This is a genomic window from Bacillus sp. XB1 (assembly GCF_053557995.1).
In genome coordinates this window covers 73,973-96,279 of sequence record NZ_JBNRIL010000003.1, presented here as the reverse complement: position 1 = coordinate 96,279, position 22,307 = coordinate 73,973, and the positions used below count along the sequence as shown (strand labels likewise).

The following is a 22,307-nucleotide window of genomic DNA, read 5'->3' as shown; positions in this document are numbered from 1 at the left end:
TATTATAGAGATTCTTCATTAACACTATGTGAATATTTGGTAAAGGTTATGTAATTTTAAAGTTAATGAATATAAGTAGTTGTATGGAAGAAAATAAAAAAGAGGCTGAGATTACTCAGCGCTCTTCTTTTCTTCTTTAATAACTGTTTTTACTTCACCAGTTTTGATCTTATTACTTTCAGAGAAGCGAAGTAAGTCACCTTCAATGATTTTATCAGACATGTTCAATTCATTTTGGGCACGATCAATTAGTGGTTGAGATTCTTCTTTCGGTAATTGTACAACTTCGCCAGTAGCACGGTCATAGAATGTACTGTTTGTGTACATGTATTTATCTGTAACGAAGCTACCGTCACGAAGAACAACAAATCCTTTATTATCAGGTGAGAATACATCATGACCGAATCGAACGTCATTTGTAGAATCTACACCAAGTAAGTTTAGAATAGTTGGTTTAATGTCAATTTCACCAGTTGGTTTCGAAATTGTTTTACCTTCTTTTTGACCTGGAACGTGAATAAACATCGGTGTTTTTTGTAAGTTCATATGGTCAAATGCAGTGATTTCTTCTTTTCCTAAGAACTGTGCCATTGCACGGTTATGGTTTTCAGAAATACCGTAGTGGTCACCGTAGAATACGATTACTGAGTTGTCGTAAATACCTTCTGCTTTTAGACGCTCAATAAAGTGTTTCATTGCTTCGTCTAAGTAACGAGCAGTTACCATGTAACGGTCAAATACTCCATCACCAGAATTATATTCGTCGATTAATTTTGTACTGTCATCATAAGTGAATGGGTAATGATTCGTTAAAGTAAGGAAGCGAGTATAGAATGGTTGCTTCACTTGTTTTAACATATCAATAGATTGATCGAAGTATTCGATATCTTTTAATCCCCAATTTAATTTTGTTTCTGGCGTAATCTTGTAATCAAGCTCGTTGTAGTAACGATCATAACCAAGTGCTGGATACATAATGTTACGGTTCCAGAATGTTGCGTTGTTTGCGTGGAATACCGACGTGTGATACCCTTGCTGACGTAAAATTTCTGGAGTTGCTGTATATTCATTGTTACCGTGTGTAAAGAATACAGCACCGCGGTCTAGTGGATATAACGAAGTATCTACTAGGAATTCAGCATCAGATGTTTTACCTTGACCAGTTTGATGGAAGAAGTTATCAAAGTAATAACTTTCTTTCGTAAATTGGTTTAAGAATGGTGTAACTTCTTGTCCATTAACTGTTGCACCAATTAAGAATGTTTGTAATGACTCAAGAGAGACAACAATTACGTTTTTCCCTTTTGCAGTACCGAACATATTTGGATCTGGTTTACTTTGTGTTGTTTTTACGTAGTTTTCTGTTTCTTGTAATTTACTACCGTCAGCGAACGCTTTTTGTGAACTTGATTTTGCTTGTAAGCCAAGATCGTATACTTGGTGTACATATAATCCTAAGTTTTTAACAAGCATAACGCGGTCGAATGAACGTGTTAATAGTTCTGGGCGTTCAGCTTCTGCAAGTCCTAAGTTTGCGAAGAAGATAGCAACTGTTGATACGAAGTATAGGGAACGCATCGGGCGTGCTACACGCTCTGTAGGTGCAAAGTTTTTCATTTTCTTCAACAGAACGAAGAATATGATAATGTCTGCAAATGCAAGGATAATTTTGTAGTTAAATAATTCTTTCACACTAGAACCTAAACTTCCGAAGTTAGATGTTTGTCCTAGCACCGGTAATGTAACGAAGTCATTGTAGAATCCGTAGAACATTACGTTACCAACAAGAACGATTGTTAAGACAAAATTAATTCCAAGTGCTATATAGTTACGTTTTTTCCCTTTTGCAAATAATGCAAGACCAACAAGCAGTAATGATGCTGCTAATGGGCTAAGGAATAAAATGAATTCTTGCATGAAAGATTCAAGTTTTAAATCAAAGCTTGTGCGTGTAATAAGGTAAGTTTTCAGCCATAAGGCTAAAGCTACGAATACAGTGAAACGCACATTTTGAAATTGTGATTTCAAGGTTTCTTTCATTCATTTCCACCCTTTCTCTATCAGGCTTGGTCGATTTTGGAGCGAAAAATGTTAAAATAAAAAATACATAGTTTTCTTGGCCATAATTAAAGGTTCTATATTCACCCATATACGACTATAACTATGCATACCCTTTTGGTTTCTTTTGTTGCTCATAAGCATAACGTCATTTCTGTATTATACAACAAAATTCATTTCTGAGAAACACTATAACATTTTACATTTTTTGTATAAGATTTGTCACTACCAGAGAAAACTTTAACATTCGTTTATATGTCCGTCAACTAGAAAATATAACAAAGGTAGAGCAGAATGTTAAGTGGAAGTGAAAATTTTCTTTGTTGAGAAATAAGAAATGAAGATGGGTAAGGGTTATCTAGAAATCTATTATATGAAGGAAATAGTGTGAAAATTAACGAACACTTGTTCTTTTTTGGTTTGTTTGTTACAATAAAAGTTCATTGATAGGTTTTGTGTAATTTCCATGAACTTTTACTGATAACATATTGTAGCTTATTTCTTTTTAAAAATAGGGAGGCTTTTTACATGAAACAAAAATTTTCAGTTGAAGCGTTTTGGAAGAAAGTAAAACATGTTGCAAAGCAAGCAGGGCAATCGGTCATTTATGCAAGTTTATTACTGTTTTACGTTTTGCAAAGACCCGATGTTCCAAAACGAGTGAAAATTATTGTAATTGGAGCACTCGCTTATTTTATTGCACCGATTGATGCGATTCCAGATTTCATTGCTGGAATTGGCTATACGGATGATTTGGGGGCGTTAACGGCCGCACTAATACAGGTGTCGTTATACGTCAATGAAGATGTGAAAGATAAGGCACGAGTGAAGTTGGCAGAATGGTTTGGTTCGGATATAGACACAACATTTATCGATCAGAAATTAGGTCAATAGGTGAAACCTGTCATAAGGTGACAGGACGAACGTAAGCGAGGAAGTGCATTATGCCATCAGGAAGAACGCATACGAAAATAAACTTAATATCCCTTCCGGTTGTTTTGTTTTTGCTCTTTTCGTATGGATTAACAAATTTTGATTTTTTATTAACTTTTGCGATTGGTTTTTTAGTAGGTACTTCATTTTTAACACCAGATTTAGATACGTACAGTAATGCTTATAACAAATGGGGTTTCTTACGTATATTTTGGTATCCTTATAAGAAAGTAATGCCGCATCGATCTTTCTTTACACATACGATTATACTTGGTGATGTAATTCGTATTGCGTACATGTTAATCGTCTTTTCTCCATTTTTATTACTATTAAATGTAATCGCACTGGATGGTAATTTAATAGAAATTGCGAAGAAGCATGAGGTTGAAATTGTAACGTTCTTAATGGGAATTGTTGTGGCAAGTACGCTCCACATTATAGCGGATAAAGTGAATACGCGCCGAAAGAAAATGATGAGAAAAAAGAAGAAACGCAGAAGATAAAGTGAACGAATTAGGAAAAGGGCCCCTTGCAAATTGCAAGGGGCCCTTTTTAAACAAACATTTGTTTAAAATTAAGCTTTCAGCACTTTAATTCCTTTTACAATGTTCCAGATGAAGTAGTATAAGCTGATGATTCCGCAAATAGCTAAGACAATCATTGATCCAATTCCAAGTGTTACATCTGGTTGATCAGATCCAAGGCCCATAATTCCTAGAATAGTTACGCCAATGAATGTAGCGATACTTGGAATGATGTGTGTCCATAGAGCACGTTTTGCATGTGGTTTTGTTTCAGCGTCTCCCACAATCCAAACGATAATAGGGAATAAGATAGGGGCAAATAGTACACTAAAGTATGATAACGCAGCTAATATTTTATTTCCGTTCATATATATCACCTCATGAATAATTTCTGTTGTTATACTATTATTATGCAATAATTTTGGCAAACTTCCTATCGATGAACATTACAAGAACGTGACGATTTTGTAAGATTTTCTGTTAAATAATAAAATTTTCAAAAAAATCTTTTTTAATAGAAATTGTTATGGTACAGTATAAATGAAAGTTGTTGAAAACGTTTTCTTAAACGTTTTTTTATTTTAGGCTTAAAGGTATGATGACCTGATAGTATATTGATGAGGTTATTCTATTTAAAAGGGGATTCTTTAGGGGGAGAGAACAATGAACACATGGACACAAGTTTATGATCCATTCGGAAACATTTGGATTTCGGCAGCGGTCGCACTTATTCCGATTATCTTTTTTTTCTTAGCTTTAGCAGTTTTCCGCATGAAGGGGTATGTGGCAGGATTTATTACAGTTGTACTTACAGTTTTAGTAGCGTTATTCGCTTATAAAATGCCGTTCGCGATGGCAATGGCAGCAACCGGGTACGGTTTTTTGTACGGGTTATGGCCAATTGCTTGGATTATCATTATGTCCGTATTTTTATATAAAATTTCTGTGAAAACAGGTCAATTTGATGTGATTCGTGCATCGGTATTATCGATTACGAACGATCATCGTCTACTCGTTATTTTAATTGGATTTTCATTTGGAGCATTTTTAGAAGGAGCGGCAGGATTTGGGGCACCAGTAGCGATTACAGCAGCGCTTCTTGCGGGTCTTGGGTTAAATCCTTTATACGCAGCAGGTCTTTGTTTGATTGCAAATACTGCACCAGTGGCGTTCGGAGCGATGGGAATTCCGATTACAGTTGCTGGACAAGTAACAGGTATTGATCCACATAAAATTGGACAAATGGCTGGGCATCAATTACCGTTCCTATCATTATTTGTTCCATTCTTTATCGTATTTTTAATGGATGGATTTAAAGGGATAAGACAAACGTGGCCTGCGTTACTTGTAGCGGGTAGTTCATTTGCGATTACGCAGTTCATTACAGCGACATTTTTAGGACCGGAACTTCCGGATATTACATCGGCACTTGTAAGTTTAATTAGTTTAGCGCTGTTCTTAAAAGTTTGGCAGCCGAAAGAAACTTATCAATCTGGACAAGCAAATAGTGAAGTAGCAGCAACAACGACAGTAGCATCGATGCCAAAATTAACGTTTGGAAAAGTAGTGAAGGCATGGTCCCCATTTATCGTATTAACGGTTATGGTAGTCATTTGGAGCCAAAGTTTCTTTAAGGCATTATTCGCTCCAGGAGGGGCTTTAGAAAGTCTTGTGTTTAAGTTTGAAATTCCAGGTCTGCATAATTTAGTAATGAAAGCAGAGCCAATTGTAAATAAACCAACGCCTTACGAGGCAATTCTGAAGTTTGATGTATTATCGGCAACTGGAACAGCGATTTTAATTGCTTGTATCATTTCCATGTTTATTTTGAAAATGAATGTAAAAGATGCAGCAGTGACATTTAAAGAAACGTTAAGCGAATTAAAAATGCCAATTCTATCTATCGGATTTGTACTAGGGTTTGCATTTATTGCAAACTATTCTGGTCTATCTTCTACGTTAGCGTTAGCATTAGCCGGAACTGGCGGACTATTCCCGTTCTTCTCACCATTCTTAGGCTGGATTGGCGTATTCCTAACAGGGTCTGATACGTCTGCGAATGCACTGTTCTCAAATTTACAAGCCATTACAGCGCAGCAAGTCGGCGTATCTGAAGTGCTTCTTGTTGCAGCAAATACAACAGGCGGTGTAACAGGGAAAATGATTTCCCCGCAGTCGATTGCGATCGCTTGTGCGGCGGTTGGTCTTGCTGGAAAAGAATCGGATTTGTTCCGTTTTACAGTGAAGCATAGCTTATTCTTCGTAATTATTGTTGGTATTATGACGTATGTGCAGGCGTATTATTTAACGTGGATGATTCCGTAAAGTGCAAAAGAAATAAACTTTTCATTTTTCAGATTATCGTGTATGATGGGAAAGTATTGAAAATTAAATCAGTGATAAACTAGGGGTGCCTAACGTATGCGTAGGCTGAGAGAGAAGCGCGTGAACTTCTTAACCCTTTGGACCTGATCTGGCTCGTACCAGCGTAGGGAAGTTAACGGCTTTACATAATGATGTCTTTATGAGCCAGGTCCTTATTTTTTTATGGACCTGGCTCTTTTTATTTTGGCATGCGCTGGCCATATCTTGTCCTTGTCACGAACAGGGGGGCAACAAAATTTATGAAACAATCTGTTTCAGCTGAGCAAATTGAATTGAAGTCGAGTTTACCAGGGAGTAAGAAAGTATATGTGGATGGACCACGAGAAGGTATGAAAGTGCCGATGCGTGAGATTGAACAAAGCGAAACGAATGGCGTTCCAAATCCACCAATCCGTGTGTATGATACGAGCGGTCCTTATACAGATCCTGCGTATAAGGTCGAGTTGGAAAAAGGAATTCCAACGCCGCGCCACTCTTGGATTATGGGGCGTGGTGATGTAGAAGCATACGAAGGGCGTGAAGTGAAACCAGAGGATGACGGTGTGAAAGTAGCTTCGAAGCATACACCTGTTTTCCCGCAAATGGATCGCCAGCCGCTTAGAGCAAAGCAAGGTGCAAACGTTACGCAAATGCACTATGCACGTAATGGCATTATTACGTCTGAGATGGAATACGTTGCGATTCGTGAAGGGGTAGAGCCGGAGTTTGTTCGTAAGGAAATCGCAGAAGGTCGCGCTATTTTACCAGCGAATATTAATCATCCAGAAGCTGAACCGATGATCATCGGGCGTAATTTCCATGTGAAGGTAAACGCCAATATCGGAAACTCAGCTGTATCTTCTTCGATTGCAGAAGAAGTAGAGAAGATGACATGGGCAACGCGCTGGGGTGCAGATACGATTATGGATTTATCTACAGGTAAAAATATTCATACGACGCGGGAGTGGATTATTCGTAACGCGCCTGTACCAGTTGGAACTGTACCGATCTATCAAGCGCTGGAAAAAGTAAACGGAATTGCAGAAGATTTAACGTGGGAAGTATATCGTGATACGTTAATTGAGCAGGCGGAGCAAGGCGTTGATTACTTTACGATTCACGCTGGTGTATTGCTTCGTTATATTCCAATCACGGCAAAGCGTACGACAGGTATCGTTTCGCGCGGTGGTTCGATTATGGCGCAGTGGTGTTTATTCCATCATAAAGAAAACTTCCTATATACTCACTTTGAAGAGATTTGTGAAATTATGAAGCAGTATGATGTTTCGTTCTCTCTTGGAGATGGATTACGTCCAGGGTCTATTGCAGATGCCAATGACGAAGCACAGTTTTCTGAGCTTGAAACACTTGGTGAATTAACCAAAATTGCTTGGAAACATGATGTGCAAGTTATGATTGAAGGACCTGGACACGTACCGATGCACTTAATTAAAGAGAATATGGAGAAAGAGCTTGATATTTGTCAGGGCGCGCCGTTTTACACACTTGGGCCACTAACGACAGATATTGCACCAGGTTATGACCATATTACATCTGCAATTGGAGCTGCGATGATTGGCTGGTTTGGAACAGCGATGCTTTGTTATGTAACGCCGAAAGAACATTTAGGTTTGCCAAACAAAGATGATGTACGCACGGGTGTTATTACGTACAAAATTGCAGCGCATGCGGCTGATCTTGCGAAAGGACATAAAACGGCTCATCAGCGTGATGATGCACTTTCAAAAGCACGCTTCGAATTCCGTTGGCGCGATCAATTTAATTTATCTTTAGATCCTGAACGTGCGATGGAATATCATGATGAAACGTTGCCTGCAGAAGGGGCAAAGACAGCTCACTTCTGTTCAATGTGTGGACCGAAGTTTTGTAGTATGAGAATTTCACATGATATTCGTGAATATGCAAAAGAAAATGATTTAGAAACGACAGAAGCAATTGAAAAAGGAATGAAAGAGAAAGCAGAAGAATTTAAAGAAGCTGGTAGTCATTTATATCAATAACATGTTACACCTCTTTACTTGATTGATCACACTGTAGTACCTAACTTTATTATAGAAGAAGCCCCATTTGCTAAGACGGTAGCAAATGGGGCTTCTGTTGTTTATAAGGCGAAGAAGAGATGTACCCAGTAGAATAAGAGGAATAGTGTGACGACTGTTGTGAGCGGGATAACGATAAGGGATACACTTAAATAGTCTTTCCATTTTACTTTAATTTTGTTTTGTTTCAGAATATACATCCAAATGAGTGAAGCTAGCGTACCAATTGGTAGTAATAGTGAACCGATGTCACTACCAATGATGTTTGCAAGATAGATAGTTTTTAATGTGACTGGATCTAGTCCCATTTCTGTTAATGTGATTGTACCAATCATAAGGGCAGGATGGTTATTGAAGACGTTAGAGAGGATGGATACAAGTCCGCCCATTGCAAAGCTAGCATAGAGTAGATGCTGATTCACAATTGGCTCGAGCCATTGTACAAGTGCAGCTGTTAATCCTGCGTTGTGGAGTCCGTAAATAATGACGTACATAGAGAAAGCGAAAATTAAAATGTGCCACGGTGTCTTTTTCAAAATGTCGACAGGATTTGTTCGTAAGTAGTACCATCTCCAAATGAGAAGAACGAGTGAACCAAGTACTGCAACGATTTCAATTGGGATGGATAAGAAGGATGCAACGAATAGAAGACAGCGCATCAGGAAGACGAAACCTAATACTTTTAACATGAATCTTGTCCGTTTTTGTTTCGTATCGACAGAATTATTTCCTTTTAGTGGATGGAAGTTTTTCGTGAAGAAAATTTCTTCAATATCATATGAAGAAACAGGTAATTTTTTCGGAAGTTTTTTCTTCAAAACTGTATACATGAGCCATGACATAAATAATAAGCCTAATGTTGCAGGTACAAACATCATAGCGGTATGCATATAAAGAGTCATATGGACGATGTTTAATGCGATTAAATTTACGATATTACTTACACCAATTGGTGCACTAGATGCCGTAGCGATTAAAGCTCCGCTTAATAAATAAGGAATTTGTTGATGTGGTTTTAATTGAAGGTTTTTTAGAAGAAGAATTAAAATGGGAGTTGTAATTAAAATACTACCGTCGTTATTAAATAAAAGAGTCATAAGAAAACATAATAATTGAATATACCAGTATAGACGGCGTCCGGAACCTTTCGCTAGATTTGCCAGTTTCGCTGCGGACCAATGGAAGAAGCCGAAGCTTTCTAATATAACTGCCATAACAATAGTTGCTAATATTGTTATGGAAGCACCGCCAATTTTACTTATAATATCCATGATGTCTGGTTTTGATACAAGTCCAGTAATTATGATGATACCAGCTCCGATTGCTGCTGGCCATGCCTCATTTAAGCCGCGAGGTCGCCAAAAGATAACGATCATCGTTAAGAAAAATACAATAATAGTAATCCATATTTCAATGCTCATATTTTGCCTACCTTTCTATTTTCCCTTGAACAGATGTAGCTTGTCTCAAGTTTATATTGGTAGTATATTCAGCAAAAAATAAGAAGAACTAGACGTATAACGAGATGAACCGAATATGTGTTTTTCAAGCTAAAGGACAAGTGTCACGAATAGTGAAATAACTATTATGAGAGGAGTCTATAAATTATTGGGCAGTAAGATAGTAAATGAAATTTATATGGGCGATTATTGAGATATATTGGCGCAAGTTAAAATATATCAGCGATTATTGAAATATATCGGCGCAAGTTAAAATATATCAGCGATTATTGAGATATATCGGCGCAACTAAAAATATATCAGCGATTATTGAAATATATCGGCGCAAGTTAAAATATATCAGCGATTTTTAAAATATATCGACTTATCGACAAAACATGAAAAAAGGAGCCCATCCCAAAATGTCTTTTGGAACAGACTCCAATGCTATATTATTTTTCTTTCAAAAAAGTACGATCCTTCAAGAATAAGTTCCAGAAGAAAATAAATCCTGGTAATAAAATTGCAATCCCAATTGCGTATAGAATGAGCAGTGCATAGAACGTTTCTTTCGTTGTAAAGCTTGTAAATACCGTTACGTCAGGATAAATAATATACGGTAAATGCGCGACCCCGTAAGCATAGCTTGCAAATGCATATTGAGCGACGACAGCTAAAACGGCAATGCGAGGGTATCCTAGTGTATTGTACTTTTTGTTTGTCCACCAAAGGGACGAGTATCCGATAACGAATAAAACAATAGAAACTGTAAACCATGGGAATTGCTTTATTAATCCTTGCATAAGCCAATGTGTTTCTGGATCCATTACAACGAGGGCAATAATTGCCGTAACGAGCGTTGCAGGACCAAGGATGATAGCATTTCTTCTATAAATTCTATACGTATCTTCTGAACTTTGTTCTCTCGAAAAATCAGCAAGAAAGAGAGAGGAGAGAAATAGTTCAGAAGTTAGTCCGAAGAGCATATAACAGTAGATAACTGGGCTAGAAAGAAGTTTTCCATATAGGAGTACTTCCTTTCCTTCAGACATTGTAATATAGGCTCCCTCTGTAACGGGTAAAACGGTAATTAATAGTGCTGGAATTAATAGACCAGTAATACCTGAAATAACCCGAAGAAGGTATTGATATTTTGGCAAGGAGTAAGCAAATACCATAAATGTACTACGTACTGCAATGAGCACTAAAATTAACATAACTGGTACGAACATTACTGTCGCAAGAGTAAAGGCCGCTTTCGGAAAGAAGCCGAGAAATGCGACAACGACGAAAACGAGAAACGTATTTGTTACTTCCCAAGTTGGTGATAAGTATCGATTCGCAAGTTTAGCAGCGAGCGTCGGATGTTTTGCGTATACCATGCCCCAAAAACCAGCGCCAAAATCAATGGACCCTAGTATACTGTATACGAAAATAAGGGCCCATAAGATGATGATTGCAATACTTTCCTCATACATGAGAATCGCCTCCTTGGTGTTGTAAATCATTCTTTAATGGATGTCTTCTAAAGAATGTCCGTAGAACAATGACTGTTAAAATAGCGAGTCCAATATACAAAATGATGAACAAAACAAATAAAGGACCGACGAAATCGGCGCGTGTAGATGCATCGACGGTACGTTGCATACCATAAATTGTCCATGGTTGACGACCGCTACAACTGAAAATCCATCCGAATTCAATACCGAGCATCATAATTGGTCCGCATGCGGCAGCCCCCCAAAGTAGCCACTTCGGTAGTTCTGTTCCCTTTTTTCGGTACACGAAATACCAATATAAGAGTGCAATTGTTGCAACAGCAAAGGTAAACGCAGCAGTTCCTACCATTAAGTTGAATAGTGTATGTGTATAAAATGGTGGCCATGTTTCTTGTGGGAATTCGTTTAGTCCTTTTACGACAGTGCTAGGGTCTAGTCCCACTAATAAGCTAAGCATGTTTGGAATTTCAAGTGCATAGTTTAGTTCAAGTGTATTAGGATCCACAACTCCGCCAATGGATAGCGGTGCGTGTGATGTCGTTTCAAATAAAGCTTCAGCAGATGCAAGTTTTTCAGGTGAGTGTTTATGTAAGGCAATCGCTGATTCATGTCCTGAAAGCCACATCGTAGCGCCTGTAATAAATGTAACGACAAGCCCTAATAGCAGCCCTTTTTTATGATAAGCAATTTCACGTGTACTTAAATTTTTCTTCAATAATTTAAATCCAGCAATAGAAGCAATGACAGCCGCACCGGTTGCATAAGCCGTAATAACGACATGAAATGCACTTGTGCCAAAACTTGGATTAAAGAAAGCTTTCCACGGATCAACGTTAAAAACAGATCCATCTGGATTCATTGAAAAGCCTGCTGGTGTATTCATCCATGTATTTGCTGATGTAATAAGCACGGCGGATGCCGTGGCACCAAGCATGACGAAAAATAGCGAGATTAATCTCATAAATGGAGGAAGTTTATCAGCTGCATATACGTAAATCGACATGAATAAAGCCTCCAAAAAGAAGGCGAAAATCTCAATTTGGAAGGGAACAGAAATAACTTGCCCAACAATTTTGGCGAAACCAGGCCAAAGAAGTGAGATTTGCACACCAACAATTGTTCCAGTTGGAATTGCTACACCGAGAAGAATAGCAAACGCCTTTGTCCATCTTTTCGCCATAATGGCATAGTCGGAGTCTTTCTTCCAGTGATAGAGTATTTCGCTTATAAAAATCATCAATGAAAGTCCGACGCCAAGTGTTGCAAAAATAATGTGGAATGCTAATGAAGAACCAAAAAATGCTCTTGCTAATGTTACCGTATCCATATGTAAACTCCTCTTCTTTTTTGCCATTATTTTCTGATTGAATTGGAAGATTTATTCAAAAAAACTACCAAAAATATATATGTATTTAAAAAGTGAATATGATAATATAATGTTGTAATATTTTGAATAGAAAGAAATAAATAGTTTCTCATGTTTTGTTTGTTTTTTTTACAGGAATCTTTTATAATCTTTTATGCGAACATAAGTTCTATTTTTCAAAAAGAAGAAGTTTATGTGAAATGGAGAGGGTGTTTTATGTATCCTGAAGTCATTAAAAAGATGGCATTTTCAAAAGAGCATAGAGATTTATTATTGAAGCTATATAATAAAGAGATTACACGTCGTGAATATGATCGGCTTGTACAATCGCTATATAAACCTTCTAAAGAGGTTTACGAGGGATAGAAATGGGGGAGACAATCTAGTGGATTGTCTTTTTTAAATTTATGTATGTTCTGATAAAATTAAGGTTAGCCTTACTAGGGAGGTGAAAAGATTGCGGAAACGTTTATATATAGGGATTGGAATTATCTTCTTGATCGCTTTAGGTGGAATTGTATTTTGGTCAGCTTTACAAGGAAACCGTACAGAAAATTTTATTTTAAGACATATGGTGAATGACAATGGAACGCTTGCCACGTACCGTTTAGTAGATACTAAGGCAGGTACGGGTGAAGCAAAGGGACGTGAAGCTTTATCAGAATCAGCGGGATTATGGTTACAATATACACTTGATAAAGATGATCAGGCGTTATTTGATGAGCAAGTAAAGGTTATTCAAGATAATTTCGTATATAAGAATCATATCGTTTTATGGAAACTCTCTGAAAAGGGAGAGAGGCAGTCAGCTACAAATGCACTTATAGATGATCTTCGTATTATAGAACAATTATATCGTGCTTATGAAATGTATAAGGAAGAGCGTTATAAAAACCTTGCCGATCAATTAAGTGATGCTGTACTTCGTTATAATAAAAAAGATAATTATTATGTTGATTATTATGATGCAGATGCAGGGAAACAAAATAATTTTGTAACAACATCATACATAAATCCACGTGCATTCTCCTATATGAAGAAGTACGACAAAGTTTCTGCTCAGCAATATCAGGAAGTCGTTCAATTTTTAGCGGACTATCCAAGGCATGGCTGGGCATTCCCGAAAGAGTATAAAGAAGATGGTACGTTTACGTACGATAAAGAAGTGAATCTTATTGACCAATCATACGTTGCATATCATCGAAGTTTAGGTGGTCTTTCATCAACTGCTTATTTGGAATTTATAAAGAAGAAATTCCAGGAGGATGGAAAGCTATACGGTCGTTACAATTTAGAAACGGGAAAACAAACTGTGAATTATGAATCGCCAGCCGCATACGGATTAACGATTTTGTACGTACTACAAACAGGTGATAAAAAGTTTGCGAAAGAATTGTATGATCATATGGCCACATTCCGAAATGATAACGTATTTAGTAGATATTACGGTGGATATGTAACAGGTGAAAATAATAATACGCATATTTTTGATAATGTACTACCACTTTTAGCTGAAATGGAATTAAAAAAGAGTGAACAATAAAAGTTGCCACCATATGAGGGTGGCAACTTTTATTTGTTGATATAATTTTACGTCCTAATGTTGGAGAAGTAATCAATCACGAATTCACGGAATTGCTGAGCTGTTTTTGATAAGTAGCGTTTTTTTGACCAACTTAATCCGATGGTTCGCTGACAATTGGGTTCAATAATACGCAACTTGCTTGATGCTAAAGTAGAGTTTTTTAATAAAGTTAAACTTGGAACAAAAGCGATGCCGAGACCTTGCTTAATGAGGTCGCTAATCACGGTCGGTTCATCTACTTCAAAAGCAATATGCGGAGTGAAACCAGCTTCTTTGCAAAATCCATCCGTTAAGTGTCGAAATCCATAGCCAGTGTTCATACTAATAAACGGTTCGTTTTTTACTTCATGCAGGTGGATATTTTCTCGGCCTGATAAACGATGGCCTGAAGGGACGACTAAGAAAATTTCTTCTGTAATAAGTGGTTCCCAAACAATCTCCTCACCTTCAATTGGCACAGAGGAGATACAAAAGTCAATTTCTATATTATCTAGTTGTCGTTTCATAGAAGGAGTGGATGCAAGAAATTGTTGGAATCGAACGTTAGGATGTTCTAGTAAAAAAGAGCCAAGTAGTTCTGGTAATATTCTCGGAATAGAAACGGCCAGTGTAATAGAGCTTTGTTGTAATTCGGCTAAATCTTTAATTTCTCGTTGCCCTTCGCTTAATTCATGAAAAATACGTTCTACTCGTTTTAAAAATACTTTTCCGAAAGAATTTAAAGTAATCTGTCGGCCTTGGCGATCAAATAAAGGGACTCCTAAATCCTTTTCGAGTCTAGCGATTGTTTTGCTGAGTGAAGGTTGCGCGATATGCAATTCTTCAGCTGCCTTTGTCATGTGTTCTAGTCGTGCAACTGTCTGAAAGTATTTTAACTGGAGCAGTTCCATTTCGAGTCTCCTTTCTATAGACCAAAAGGAATGAATTAATAATTAAAGATGTATTATACAGTATGTAAAGTGACGTGTATAGTAAATCTGTTAAACCATTCGAAGGGTGTTAAATTAGAAGAGGAGTATGTTTCATGAAGGGAATTAAACTTATATTTAAAGATTGGAAAGCGATGTGGCACCATAAACATGGACGTATCGCTTTAATTTTTTTATTAATCGTTCCGTTAATTTATTCAGGATTCTTTTTAGCTGGATATTGGGATCCGTACGGAAAATTAGATAAATTACCTGTTGCGGTTGTGAATTTAGATAAGGGTGCTGCGATGGATGAAAAAACAATTCATGCAGGAGACGATTTTGTTAAAAATTTAAAAGAGAATAAGGAATTGGCTTTTCATTTCGTATCAGAAAAAAGTGCGGATGAAGGGTTAAAAGAAGATAAATATTATATGGTTGTTACGATTCCGGAAGATTTCTCTAAAAAGGTAAGTACACTTATGGATGAGAAACCAGAGCCAGCAAAGTTGCAGTACAAAGTAAATCCAGGTAAAAACTTTGTAGCGGCTCAAATTGGAACGACAGCTGTTGAAAATATGAAAACAAAAATCTCAAACAGTATTACGAAATCATATACAGAAGGTGTTTTTTCAAAGTTTCAAGATTTGGCACAAGGGTTGAGTGATGCAAGTAATGGTGCTGAGAAGTTACATGAAGGAACGACCGATGCAAAAAATGGAGCGAATCAGCTTGCGAATGGTATTGATCGTTTAAGTGACGGGACATCGAAATTGAAAGAAGGAAGTGACAAGCTTGCGTCTAGCCAATCTGCCTTAACGGGGGGAGCAAATGAGCTGAGTCAAGGAGCGACATCACTTCATAGTGGTATGGAGTTATTAGCACAAGGTGAAAAAACGTTACAATCAGGAGTTAGTGAATTAAGTGCTGGTACAAATGAATGGGTGAGCGGAAGTGAGAAGCTTGCTGAAGGGCAAGTAAAAGCGGATGGGGCGGCTAATAGTGTGAAACAACAATTAGAAGAGTACGTGAAAAATCATCCAGAAGTGCAGCAAGATCCCGCTTTTCAAAAAATTGTTGCTACGTCTAATGGACTAGCTAAAGCAACAAGTACTTTAAATAGTAGCCAACAACAATTGACACAAGGTGCGAAGAAGCTAACTGATGGTCAACATAAGATTGAAGAAGGCATGAATACATTCGGATTTAAGTTAAATGAAGCTACTGCTGGAACGAAAAAGATAGCAGATGGTGCATCGAATTTGGCTGATGGATTTATGAAGTGGGGAAATGGATTTACATCCCTGCAAGAAGGTGTAAATCAGCTTGCGAGTGGTGGAACGGAGCTGAATAACGGTGCTAGTAAATTAACAAATGGACTTGTTAAACTTGATGATGGTGCGAAAGAACTTTCTACGAAATTAGGAGAGGGCGCAGAGAAGATAGCGGATGTTCGTAATGATGATGCACGCAATACGATGTTCTCAGAGCCAGTTCAGTTAGTGAAGTCAACAGTTTCTGACGTTCCTAACTACGGTTCAGGCATTGCACCATATTTCTTATCACTTGCATTTTATGTTGGCGGAATTATGGCATCGAATATTTTACCTCTTGGCCGCAGACAAAACATGAAGGTAAGCGGAACGGTACATTTTATCAATAAACTAGGATTGGTATATTTAATTGGACTCATTCAAGCGCTACTCGTAGATGTAGTTGTGCTAGGAGTTATGAAATTAGAAGTTGCAAGTGTGCCACTTTTTGTTTTATCAAGTATTGTTATTTCCTTTACGTTCATGACATTTATTCTTATGTTAGTAACAGTATTTGGTCTTGTTGGAAAATTCTTAGCGGTAACGCTTCTTGTCCTGCAATTAGCGACGAGCGGAGGTACTTTCCCAGGAGAATTAAACATAGCTGTTCTTAGCAAAATTGGACAGTTTCTCCCAATGTCTCATTCTCTTAGAGGATTACAAGATGTTATTTCTTTAGGAGATTGGTCGCAATTACAAATGCAAATTTTAATATTGTTATGTTATCTCGTTGTTGCCGGTGGAATTGCTTGGATCACGAGCCATATACAGCATAGAGAAACGAATGCAGAACAAGTTTCTTAAAATGAAATAAGCTATCCGATTTTTCGGATAGCTTATTTTTTATTTGCGTTCCATTACTGCAAAGTAATTATTTTCATTATCAGCAAAGTTGAATGCTCTACCAGTAGGTAAATCTACAACCTGTCCAACTGTGACATTTTTCTCAGAAAGATCTTTATATAGACGGTCTAAGTCATTTGAGAAGAACATAAGTGAAGGCGTATTTAGGTTTAGTTCAGGTTGCATCTTCGCGATTAACGCTTTATCGTGAAGGACGATGCTTGTTCCTGCTTCTTTCGCCGGTGCAATTTCAATCCAGCGGAATCCGTTTCCGTTATTTTCTTCCGCAATGATTTGGAACCCTACTTTTTCTGTCCAAAATTGTACTGTTTCGTCTTGGTTATTTACATATAGCATAATTTGTCCAACTTGATTAATCATAGGTGTCTCTCGCTTTCTTTTTATATGCGTATTATTATATCAAATATATGGCTTGAATAGTTTTTTATGATTTTTTCGTAATACAACCTTCGTCCATTTCATCTTTGTTGTAGGAGAAGGCCCTGTAATCCAAGTATGAAATGGTATTGTGCTACAAATGACCATTGTTGAAATAGAGATAATGGCCGTTAACACAAATAGTAATAGGCTATATAATATAGTATTTTCTTGCAGTGTGAATAAGGAAAGAAGTTTTGTGCATAGTTGCAAGAAGAATAAATGAGCTAAATAAGCACCATACGTGTAATTACCAATGAAACGTAACGTTTTATATAAGAAACCCCGACGCTGTACTATCATAATAGATAACACATACAGTATGATAATTTCGCATACGATATATAAAAACATAGATGGTTTTAAATAGGTAGAAACAGTTAAATGAATAGAGTTTGCTCCGTAAAAACTAAACAACTCATAATTGATGAATAAAAATAAGATGAAAAATAATATTGTTATAAGCGGGATATGTTTCATGACGAATAGACGCCAAGTTTTTAGTGCTACAGCGGCAATGCCGCCCATAACGAAATAGAATGAGTAGAATAGAAATGATCGATCTGTATAATGTAAAATTGTTGAACTTGTTAATTTTTCTCCATTAAAAATATAGTGAGAAGAGAACCACATTAATAGAAAATATAGGCAAGCGAAAAAGGTCATATATTTATATATGTCTTTTTTATTTTCTGTTCGTTTTTGAAACCAATAAAAAAGTGTGCATAGTAAAGGGAACAATAAGTGAATTTGGAACATCATAATAACGTACCAAAGATGGGGCGCGGCTGTTCCGAGTAATAAACTTTTTATTCCGCTTTGTAATGTAATAAGATCGTTTGTTGTTAATAAGTAAAGAATAGACCAAAAGAAATACGGAATGAGTAAGTGTATCGCTTTTTCGGAAATATATTCTTTATATACTAATTGCTTTGTATAGTGACGAATTAAGTGAAATCCAACGATAAATATGAATGCTGGTGCTGAGAATTTTGCAAGATTAAATAGCATGCCCATAATGAGGGATTGCTCAAGTAAGACATTTCCTTGATTCATTGTATATAATAAGGAACTTTGCAAAACGACAGCGAGAAATGCAATGCTTTGCAAAACTTTAAATTCTGGTGCGCTTTGTGTCATTATTTCCATCTCCTGTTCCATACATGATTATAGTACGGAGAATGGATAATGGATGTGGAATATTTGTGAAGGTTTTAACAAATTTGTGGCGGAATGGATTAACAACAAAGAAAGAGGATGCTCGTTTGGAGCATCCTCTTTGTATTTATTAAGCAAATTTGTTTTTGATCCAGTTCTTACCTTCTACAAGGCGAGCTGTCATTACGGCACAAGCGTTATCTGCTGTTACGTTTAACATCGTTGCAGGAGGATCAATGATTGTACTGATTGCTGCGATAATTGGCAATGCTTCTGGCGGGAAGCCATATAAAGAAACGATTAACATTTCACCAATCATACCGCCGCCTGGAATAGCGCCCATTACTGTTCCTACTAATAGAGAAACAACAAGTGCGATTGCTAATGTTTTCGGTCCTTCGAATTCCATGTTGAAAATACCGAATAAGAAAGCAATTTTTAATACGCCGCCTAAAACAGAGCCATCTTTATGAAGAGTAGAACCAAGAAGGACAACTGTTTCACGAACGTCTGAAGAAATACCCATTTTCTTTGTTGCTTCTAAGTTTGCTGGAATACTTGCGGCACTACTACAAGTTGCAAGTGATGTAACTGTAGGAGAGACCATGTTCTTCCAAAATACTTGTACACCTTGTTTGCGACCTGCAAGGTATGCATAGAATGTGAAGAATACAAAGAAATAAATGAGAGAAGCAGGATAGTATACCATTGCTGCTCGGAAGTAAGTTCCAAGAAGTTGTGGTCCGAATTCGCCAACTAATGCTGCGAAGTAAGCAGCAAGTCCGATTGGAGCGTAGTACATAATGAAAGATACAACCTTCATTGAAATCTCTGCACCAGCTTGTAGGAATGTAGCAAATGGCTTTCCTTTTTCGCCAACTGCTGAAGTTGCAATCCCCATTAAGATAGAGAAGAAAATAAGAGCTAACATATTTTCACGAGATAGTAACTTCGAGAAGTCAGATACTGTTAAAATACCGACGATTTGATCTGCAACACTAACAGCTTTACCGGCTTTGTCAGGTTGTGTTAGTTCTAGTACAACACCTTGTGCTGGCGGGAATACTTTCACGACAATAATCATAAAAATAGCAGCTAAAATACTTGTAAATAAGAAAGTCCCAGCCATACTAGACATAATTTTACCGAAACGTTTTAATCCATCCATATTAGCAATAGACGATGCGATGCTAAAGAACACTAGAGGTACAACAATCGTAAACATTAAGTTTAAGAAAATGTCACCAAGCGGCTTTAAAGCAACTGCATCGGCACCCATGAAATAACCAATGAAACCACCAATTAGGATAGAAGATAATAAAATAAGTGGAAAGCGATATGCCTTCATAAATATATCCTCCTATCAATTAAAAAAATCATACTGAATCATTATAGCGAGTTAGGGGCCTCTTTACTAGGAGAATACGGATAAATGGAATAGCGTGAAAATCAAGAAATTTTTGTTTTTAAGCTCGGCATACAGCAGGAAATCTAGACATATATATTTGTAACCTAGTGGTGGCAAGGAGTGCACCATAACTTAGGTAGAGAAAAAGGGGGAGGGAAGCGGGATGAATATTTTACTTTGCTGTGCAGCGGGAATGTCTTCCAGTTTGATTGTTACAAAGATGGAGAAAGCAGCAGAGGCAATAGGGATAGAAGTAACAATCTGGGCAGTATCAGGTTCTGAAGTGAATAGTCATATTGATAAAGCTGATGTTCTTTTACTTGGACCGCAAGTACGTTATTTATTACCGAAAATGAAAGAATTATGTAAGGATAAAGGGATACCTGTTGATGTCATTCAATCTGTTCATTACGGACTTTGTAATGGAGAAGCTATCTTGCAAGCAGCTTTGTTAATGAAACCATGAGGAGAGTGGGATAGATGATACGGTTTTTAGAGAAGTATGTGATGCCGGTAGCAGGGAAGGTTGCAGAGCAGAGGCATTTACAAGCAATTCGAGATGGAATTATTTTAACGATGCCTTTCTTAATTATTGGATCGTTTTTCCTCATTATTAGTGCACTGCCGATACCGGGATATAACGATTTTATGGCAGGTTTGTTTGGGGAGAATTGGCAGCGAGCTTTAGGGTATCCAGTTAGTGCAACTTTTAATATAATGGCTTTAATAGCTGTTTTTGGAATCGCTTACAGACTTGGGGATTATTATAAAGTAGATGCTTTAGCATCCGGGGCATTGTCGCTTGTGACGTTTTTACTTGCGACTCCATTTCAAGTTGCATATATTATACCAAGTACAAAAGAAAGTGTACTTGTAGAAGGCGCTATCCCAGCTGCATTAATGGGAAGCCAAGGGTTATTTGTAGCAATGATTATTGCACTTATATCTACTGAACTTTATCGGTTTATTGTACAAAAAAAGATAATTATAAAGATGCCAGAGACAGTTCCACCAGCTGTCACGCGTTCATTTGCAGCACTTGTTCCAGGATTTATTGTTGTAACAGTTATTTGGATTTTACGCTTAATTATAGAAAATACTTCTTTTGGCAGTATCCATAATATTGTAGGACAAATTTTACAGGAACCGCTTAGTGTACTTGGTGCTAGTCTTTGGGGCGCGATAATAGCAGTTATTCTCGTTCATGTTCTTTGGTCTTGTGGAATTCATGGTGCTACTATTGTTGGTGGTGTAATGAGCCCCGTTTGGTTGTCGTTAATGGATCAAAACCGAGTTGCTTTTCAAGCTGGGCAAGATGTACCAAATACGATTACGGCACAGTTTTTTGACTTATGGATTTATATGGGCGGTTCTGGTGCAACGCTTGCTCTAGTTGTCGGAATGTTACTATTTGCACGAAGTCAACAATTAAAAAGTTTAGGGAGATTGTCAATTGCACCTGGTATATTTAATATTAATGAGATGGTAACTTTTGGTATGCCGATTGTGATGAACCCACTTTTACTAATTCCATTTATATTAGTTCCAGTCGTGCTAACAATTGTTTCTTACTTTGCAATGGAATGGGGATGGGTTGCACGTCCGAGTGGGGCCGCTGTACCTTGGACGACACCTATTCTTTTTAGTGGATATTTAGGATCGGGCGGGAAAATTTCAGGTGTTATTTTGCAACTTGTTAACTTTGCGCTAGCATTCTTCATTTATTTACCGTTCTTAAAAATATGGGATAAACAAAAACTGGCGGAAGAAAAGGGGGAGTAAAGAACTACAATGGATACGATAGAGACGAAAGCTTTTCATTTAATCTTGCATGGGGGAAACGCGAGAAGTTGTTCAATGGAAGCAATTGATTGTGCGAAGCGTGGGGAGTTTACAGAAGCTGAAGCTAAATTACAAGAAGCACTAGAGGAATTAAAGGAGGCGCACCGCGTACAAACGGAGCTTATCCAGAAAGAGGCTGGTGGCGAAAAGACCGAAGTTACTCTTTTAATGGTACACGCGCAAGACCATTTAATGAATGCAATTACGGTGAAAGAATTAGCGAGTGAGTTTGTAGAGTTATATAGGAAGATGTCGGTGGATGAATGAACCTTGCTTATGCAAGGTTTTTTTATTTCACTAAATAGTGGGTTAAAATAATGAATTATTTTTCATTGAAAAAGTTTTTTTAGTGTTTTTTCATGTTAAACACAACTAGACGACTAAACACTAATCTATTTTCATACAGTTATGTGTTAAAAGCGTGTTGTTTTATAACACACTGTGTGTTTTTTGGACGACACACTAATTGAAAGCGTTAACACACAAAGAAAATGCTCGAAAAAGCACTGATTTTAGTGGTTTTGAAAAGTTGGCACGCTAATTGCATTAATAAATAGCGTAAAGAAAAA

19 protein-coding genes and 1 riboswitch are annotated in these 22,307 nt (G+C 37.2%); of the genes, 10 read left to right on the top strand and 9 right to left on the bottom strand.

The window, feature by feature from the left end; all coding sequences use genetic code 11:
• Positions 1-111: 111 nt before the first annotated feature.
• Entirely contained in the window at positions 112-2,040 is a 1,929-nt protein-coding gene (locus tag ACK1U5_RS21710) for an LTA synthase family protein (RefSeq protein ID WP_000665350.1), read from the bottom strand.
• Between the two features lie 546 nt (positions 2,041-2,586).
• On the opposite strand from ACK1U5_RS21710, the gene ACK1U5_RS21705 reads away from it, so the two are divergent.
• Together ACK1U5_RS21705 and ACK1U5_RS21700 are read left to right on the top strand one after the other, a co-directional pair.
• Positions 2,587-2,952 carry a YkvA family protein gene (locus ACK1U5_RS21705; RefSeq protein ID WP_000810369.1) on the top strand — a complete coding sequence of 122 codons (366 nt, stop codon included), beginning with the start codon at positions 2,587-2,589 and terminating at the stop codon, positions 2,950-2,952.
• Positions 2,953-3,002: 50 nt separating this feature from the next.
• On the top strand, positions 3,003-3,494 hold the full coding sequence (locus ACK1U5_RS21700) for a metal-binding protein (protein ID WP_001139060.1): 492 nt from the start codon (positions 3,003-3,005) through the stop codon (positions 3,492-3,494).
• Positions 3,495-3,565: 71 nt separating this feature from the next.
• Here ACK1U5_RS21700 and ACK1U5_RS21695 read toward each other — a convergent pair whose 3' ends face one another.
• A complete protein-coding gene (locus tag ACK1U5_RS21695; RefSeq protein WP_001014099.1) occupies positions 3,566-3,883 on the bottom strand; it encodes a DUF4870 domain-containing protein in 318 nt (105 codons plus the stop codon).
• A gap of 295 nt (positions 3,884-4,178) precedes the next feature.
• Here ACK1U5_RS21695 and lldP point away from each other — a divergent pair, with 295 nt between their 5' ends.
• Together lldP and thiC are read left to right on the top strand one after the other, a co-directional pair.
• Positions 4,179-5,840 (top strand): L-lactate permease, encoded by a 1,662-nt coding sequence (lldP, locus tag ACK1U5_RS21690; RefSeq protein WP_001099331.1) that lies wholly within the window; start codon positions 4,179-4,181, stop codon positions 5,838-5,840.
• Positions 5,841-5,911: 71 nt separating this feature from the next.
• Positions 5,912-6,027: riboswitch (TPP riboswitch) on the top strand.
• Between the two features lie 112 nt (positions 6,028-6,139).
• A complete protein-coding gene (gene thiC, locus ACK1U5_RS21685) occupies positions 6,140-7,900 on the top strand; it encodes a phosphomethylpyrimidine synthase ThiC (protein ID WP_000814479.1) in 1,761 nt (586 codons plus the stop codon).
• Positions 7,901-8,001: 101 nt separating this feature from the next.
• Here the strand turns inward: thiC and ACK1U5_RS21680 are convergent, their stop codons facing one another.
• The 3 genes from ACK1U5_RS21680 to cydA form a co-directional block, all read right to left on the bottom strand.
• The gene (locus ACK1U5_RS21680) at positions 8,002-9,360 is read right to left on the bottom strand and encodes an arsenic transporter (protein WP_030029375.1); all 1,359 of its coding nucleotides are present in this window, start codon (positions 9,358-9,360) and stop codon (positions 8,002-8,004) included.
• A gap of 470 nt (positions 9,361-9,830) precedes the next feature.
• A complete protein-coding gene (locus ACK1U5_RS21675) occupies positions 9,831-10,856 on the bottom strand; it encodes a cytochrome d ubiquinol oxidase subunit II (protein WP_000272787.1) in 1,026 nt (341 codons plus the stop codon).
• Positions 10,849-12,204 (bottom strand): cytochrome ubiquinol oxidase subunit I, encoded by a 1,356-nt coding sequence (gene cydA, locus ACK1U5_RS21670; RefSeq protein ID WP_000381987.1) that lies wholly within the window; start codon positions 12,202-12,204, stop codon positions 10,849-10,851. Before cydA ends, ACK1U5_RS21675 begins: the two co-directional genes overlap by 8 nt.
• A 255-nt stretch (positions 12,205-12,459) precedes the next feature.
• Between cydA and ACK1U5_RS21665 the strand changes: the two genes are divergently transcribed.
• Complete coding sequence (locus ACK1U5_RS21665; protein WP_000283181.1) at positions 12,460-12,609, top strand: hypothetical protein; 150 nt, start codon at positions 12,460-12,462, stop codon at positions 12,607-12,609.
• A 91-nt stretch (positions 12,610-12,700) separates the two neighbouring features.
• Entirely contained in the window at positions 12,701-13,786 is a 1,086-nt protein-coding gene (locus ACK1U5_RS21660; RefSeq protein ID WP_001231654.1) for a hypothetical protein, read from the top strand.
• A 47-nt stretch (positions 13,787-13,833) separates the two neighbouring features.
• Here ACK1U5_RS21660 and ACK1U5_RS21655 read toward each other — a convergent pair whose 3' ends face one another.
• Entirely contained in the window at positions 13,834-14,718 is an 885-nt protein-coding gene (locus ACK1U5_RS21655) for a LysR family transcriptional regulator (protein ID WP_000421939.1), read from the bottom strand.
• Between the two features lie 134 nt (positions 14,719-14,852).
• Between ACK1U5_RS21655 and ACK1U5_RS21650 the strand changes: the two genes are divergently transcribed.
• On the top strand, positions 14,853-16,853 hold the full coding sequence (locus tag ACK1U5_RS21650; RefSeq protein WP_000676214.1) for a YhgE/Pip domain-containing protein: 2,001 nt from the start codon (positions 14,853-14,855) through the stop codon (positions 16,851-16,853).
• Positions 16,854-16,892: 39 nt separating this feature from the next.
• Here ACK1U5_RS21650 and ACK1U5_RS21645 read toward each other — a convergent pair whose 3' ends face one another.
• From ACK1U5_RS21645 to ACK1U5_RS21635, 3 genes are all read right to left on the bottom strand, one after another.
• Positions 16,893-17,273, bottom strand: a complete 381-nt coding sequence (locus tag ACK1U5_RS21645) for a VOC family protein (protein WP_000610162.1) — start codon at positions 17,271-17,273, stop codon at positions 16,893-16,895.
• Positions 17,274-17,312: 39 nt separating this feature from the next.
• Positions 17,313-18,470 (bottom strand): acyltransferase, encoded by a 1,158-nt coding sequence (locus tag ACK1U5_RS21640; protein WP_000194318.1) that lies wholly within the window; start codon positions 18,468-18,470, stop codon positions 17,313-17,315.
• Positions 18,471-18,618: 148 nt separating this feature from the next.
• Positions 18,619-19,836, bottom strand: a complete 1,218-nt coding sequence (locus tag ACK1U5_RS21635) for a dicarboxylate/amino acid:cation symporter (RefSeq protein WP_000649376.1) — start codon at positions 19,834-19,836, stop codon at positions 18,619-18,621.
• A gap of 223 nt (positions 19,837-20,059) precedes the next feature.
• On the opposite strand from ACK1U5_RS21635, the gene ACK1U5_RS21630 reads away from it, so the two are divergent.
• Genes ACK1U5_RS21630 through ACK1U5_RS21620 form a run of 3 tightly spaced genes read left to right on the top strand, consistent with a single transcriptional unit; the run spans position 20,060 to position 22,005 of the window.
• The gene (locus ACK1U5_RS21630) at positions 20,060-20,362 is read left to right on the top strand and encodes a PTS sugar transporter subunit IIB (RefSeq protein ID WP_030029362.1); all 303 of its coding nucleotides are present in this window, start codon (positions 20,060-20,062) and stop codon (positions 20,360-20,362) included.
• 14 nt (positions 20,363-20,376) lie between these two features.
• A complete protein-coding gene (gene celB / locus ACK1U5_RS21625; RefSeq protein ID WP_069605028.1) occupies positions 20,377-21,678 on the top strand; it encodes a PTS cellobiose transporter subunit IIC in 1,302 nt (433 codons plus the stop codon).
• 9 nt (positions 21,679-21,687) lie between these two features.
• A complete protein-coding gene (locus ACK1U5_RS21620; protein ID WP_000379645.1) occupies positions 21,688-22,005 on the top strand; it encodes a PTS lactose/cellobiose transporter subunit IIA in 318 nt (105 codons plus the stop codon).
• Positions 22,006-22,307: the final 302 nt, after the last annotated feature.

What these genes read in the sequence shown, in the direction of transcription:
- ACK1U5_RS21710 (WP_000665350.1), bottom strand. Translation starts at nt 2,040, where the DNA reads ATGAAAGAAACCTTGAAATCACAATTTCAAAATGTGCGTTTCACTGTA.
- ACK1U5_RS21705 (WP_000810369.1), top strand. Translation starts at nt 2,587, where the DNA reads ATGAAACAAAAATTTTCAGTTGAAGCGTTTTGGAAGAAAGTAAAACAT.
- ACK1U5_RS21700 (WP_001139060.1), top strand. Translation starts at nt 3,003, where the DNA reads ATGCCATCAGGAAGAACGCATACGAAAATAAACTTAATATCCCTTCCG.
- ACK1U5_RS21695 (WP_001014099.1), bottom strand. Translation starts at nt 3,883, where the DNA reads ATGAACGGAAATAAAATATTAGCTGCGTTATCATACTTTAGTGTACTA.
- lldP (WP_001099331.1), top strand. Translation starts at nt 4,179, where the DNA reads ATGAACACATGGACACAAGTTTATGATCCATTCGGAAACATTTGGATT.
- thiC (WP_000814479.1), top strand. Translation starts at nt 6,140, where the DNA reads ATGAAACAATCTGTTTCAGCTGAGCAAATTGAATTGAAGTCGAGTTTA.
- ACK1U5_RS21680 (WP_030029375.1), bottom strand. Translation starts at nt 9,360, where the DNA reads ATGAGCATTGAAATATGGATTACTATTATTGTATTTTTCTTAACGATG.
- ACK1U5_RS21675 (WP_000272787.1), bottom strand. Translation starts at nt 10,856, where the DNA reads ATGTATGAGGAAAGTATTGCAATCATCATCTTATGGGCCCTTATTTTC.
- cydA (WP_000381987.1), bottom strand. Translation starts at nt 12,204, where the DNA reads ATGGATACGGTAACATTAGCAAGAGCATTTTTTGGTTCTTCATTAGCA.
- ACK1U5_RS21665 (WP_000283181.1), top strand. Translation starts at nt 12,460, where the DNA reads ATGTATCCTGAAGTCATTAAAAAGATGGCATTTTCAAAAGAGCATAGA.
- ACK1U5_RS21655 (WP_000421939.1), bottom strand. Translation starts at nt 14,718, where the DNA reads ATGGAACTGCTCCAGTTAAAATACTTTCAGACAGTTGCACGACTAGAA.
- ACK1U5_RS21650 (WP_000676214.1), top strand. Translation starts at nt 14,853, where the DNA reads ATGAAGGGAATTAAACTTATATTTAAAGATTGGAAAGCGATGTGGCAC.
- ACK1U5_RS21645 (WP_000610162.1), bottom strand. Translation starts at nt 17,273, where the DNA reads ATGATTAATCAAGTTGGACAAATTATGCTATATGTAAATAACCAAGAC.
- ACK1U5_RS21640 (WP_000194318.1), bottom strand. Translation starts at nt 18,470, where the DNA reads ATGACACAAAGCGCACCAGAATTTAAAGTTTTGCAAAGCATTGCATTT.
- ACK1U5_RS21635 (WP_000649376.1), bottom strand. Translation starts at nt 19,836, where the DNA reads ATGAAGGCATATCGCTTTCCACTTATTTTATTATCTTCTATCCTAATT.
- ACK1U5_RS21630 (WP_030029362.1), top strand. Translation starts at nt 20,060, where the DNA reads ATGAATATTTTACTTTGCTGTGCAGCGGGAATGTCTTCCAGTTTGATT.
- celB (WP_069605028.1), top strand. Translation starts at nt 20,377, where the DNA reads ATGATACGGTTTTTAGAGAAGTATGTGATGCCGGTAGCAGGGAAGGTT.
- ACK1U5_RS21620 (WP_000379645.1), top strand. Translation starts at nt 21,688, where the DNA reads ATGGATACGATAGAGACGAAAGCTTTTCATTTAATCTTGCATGGGGGA.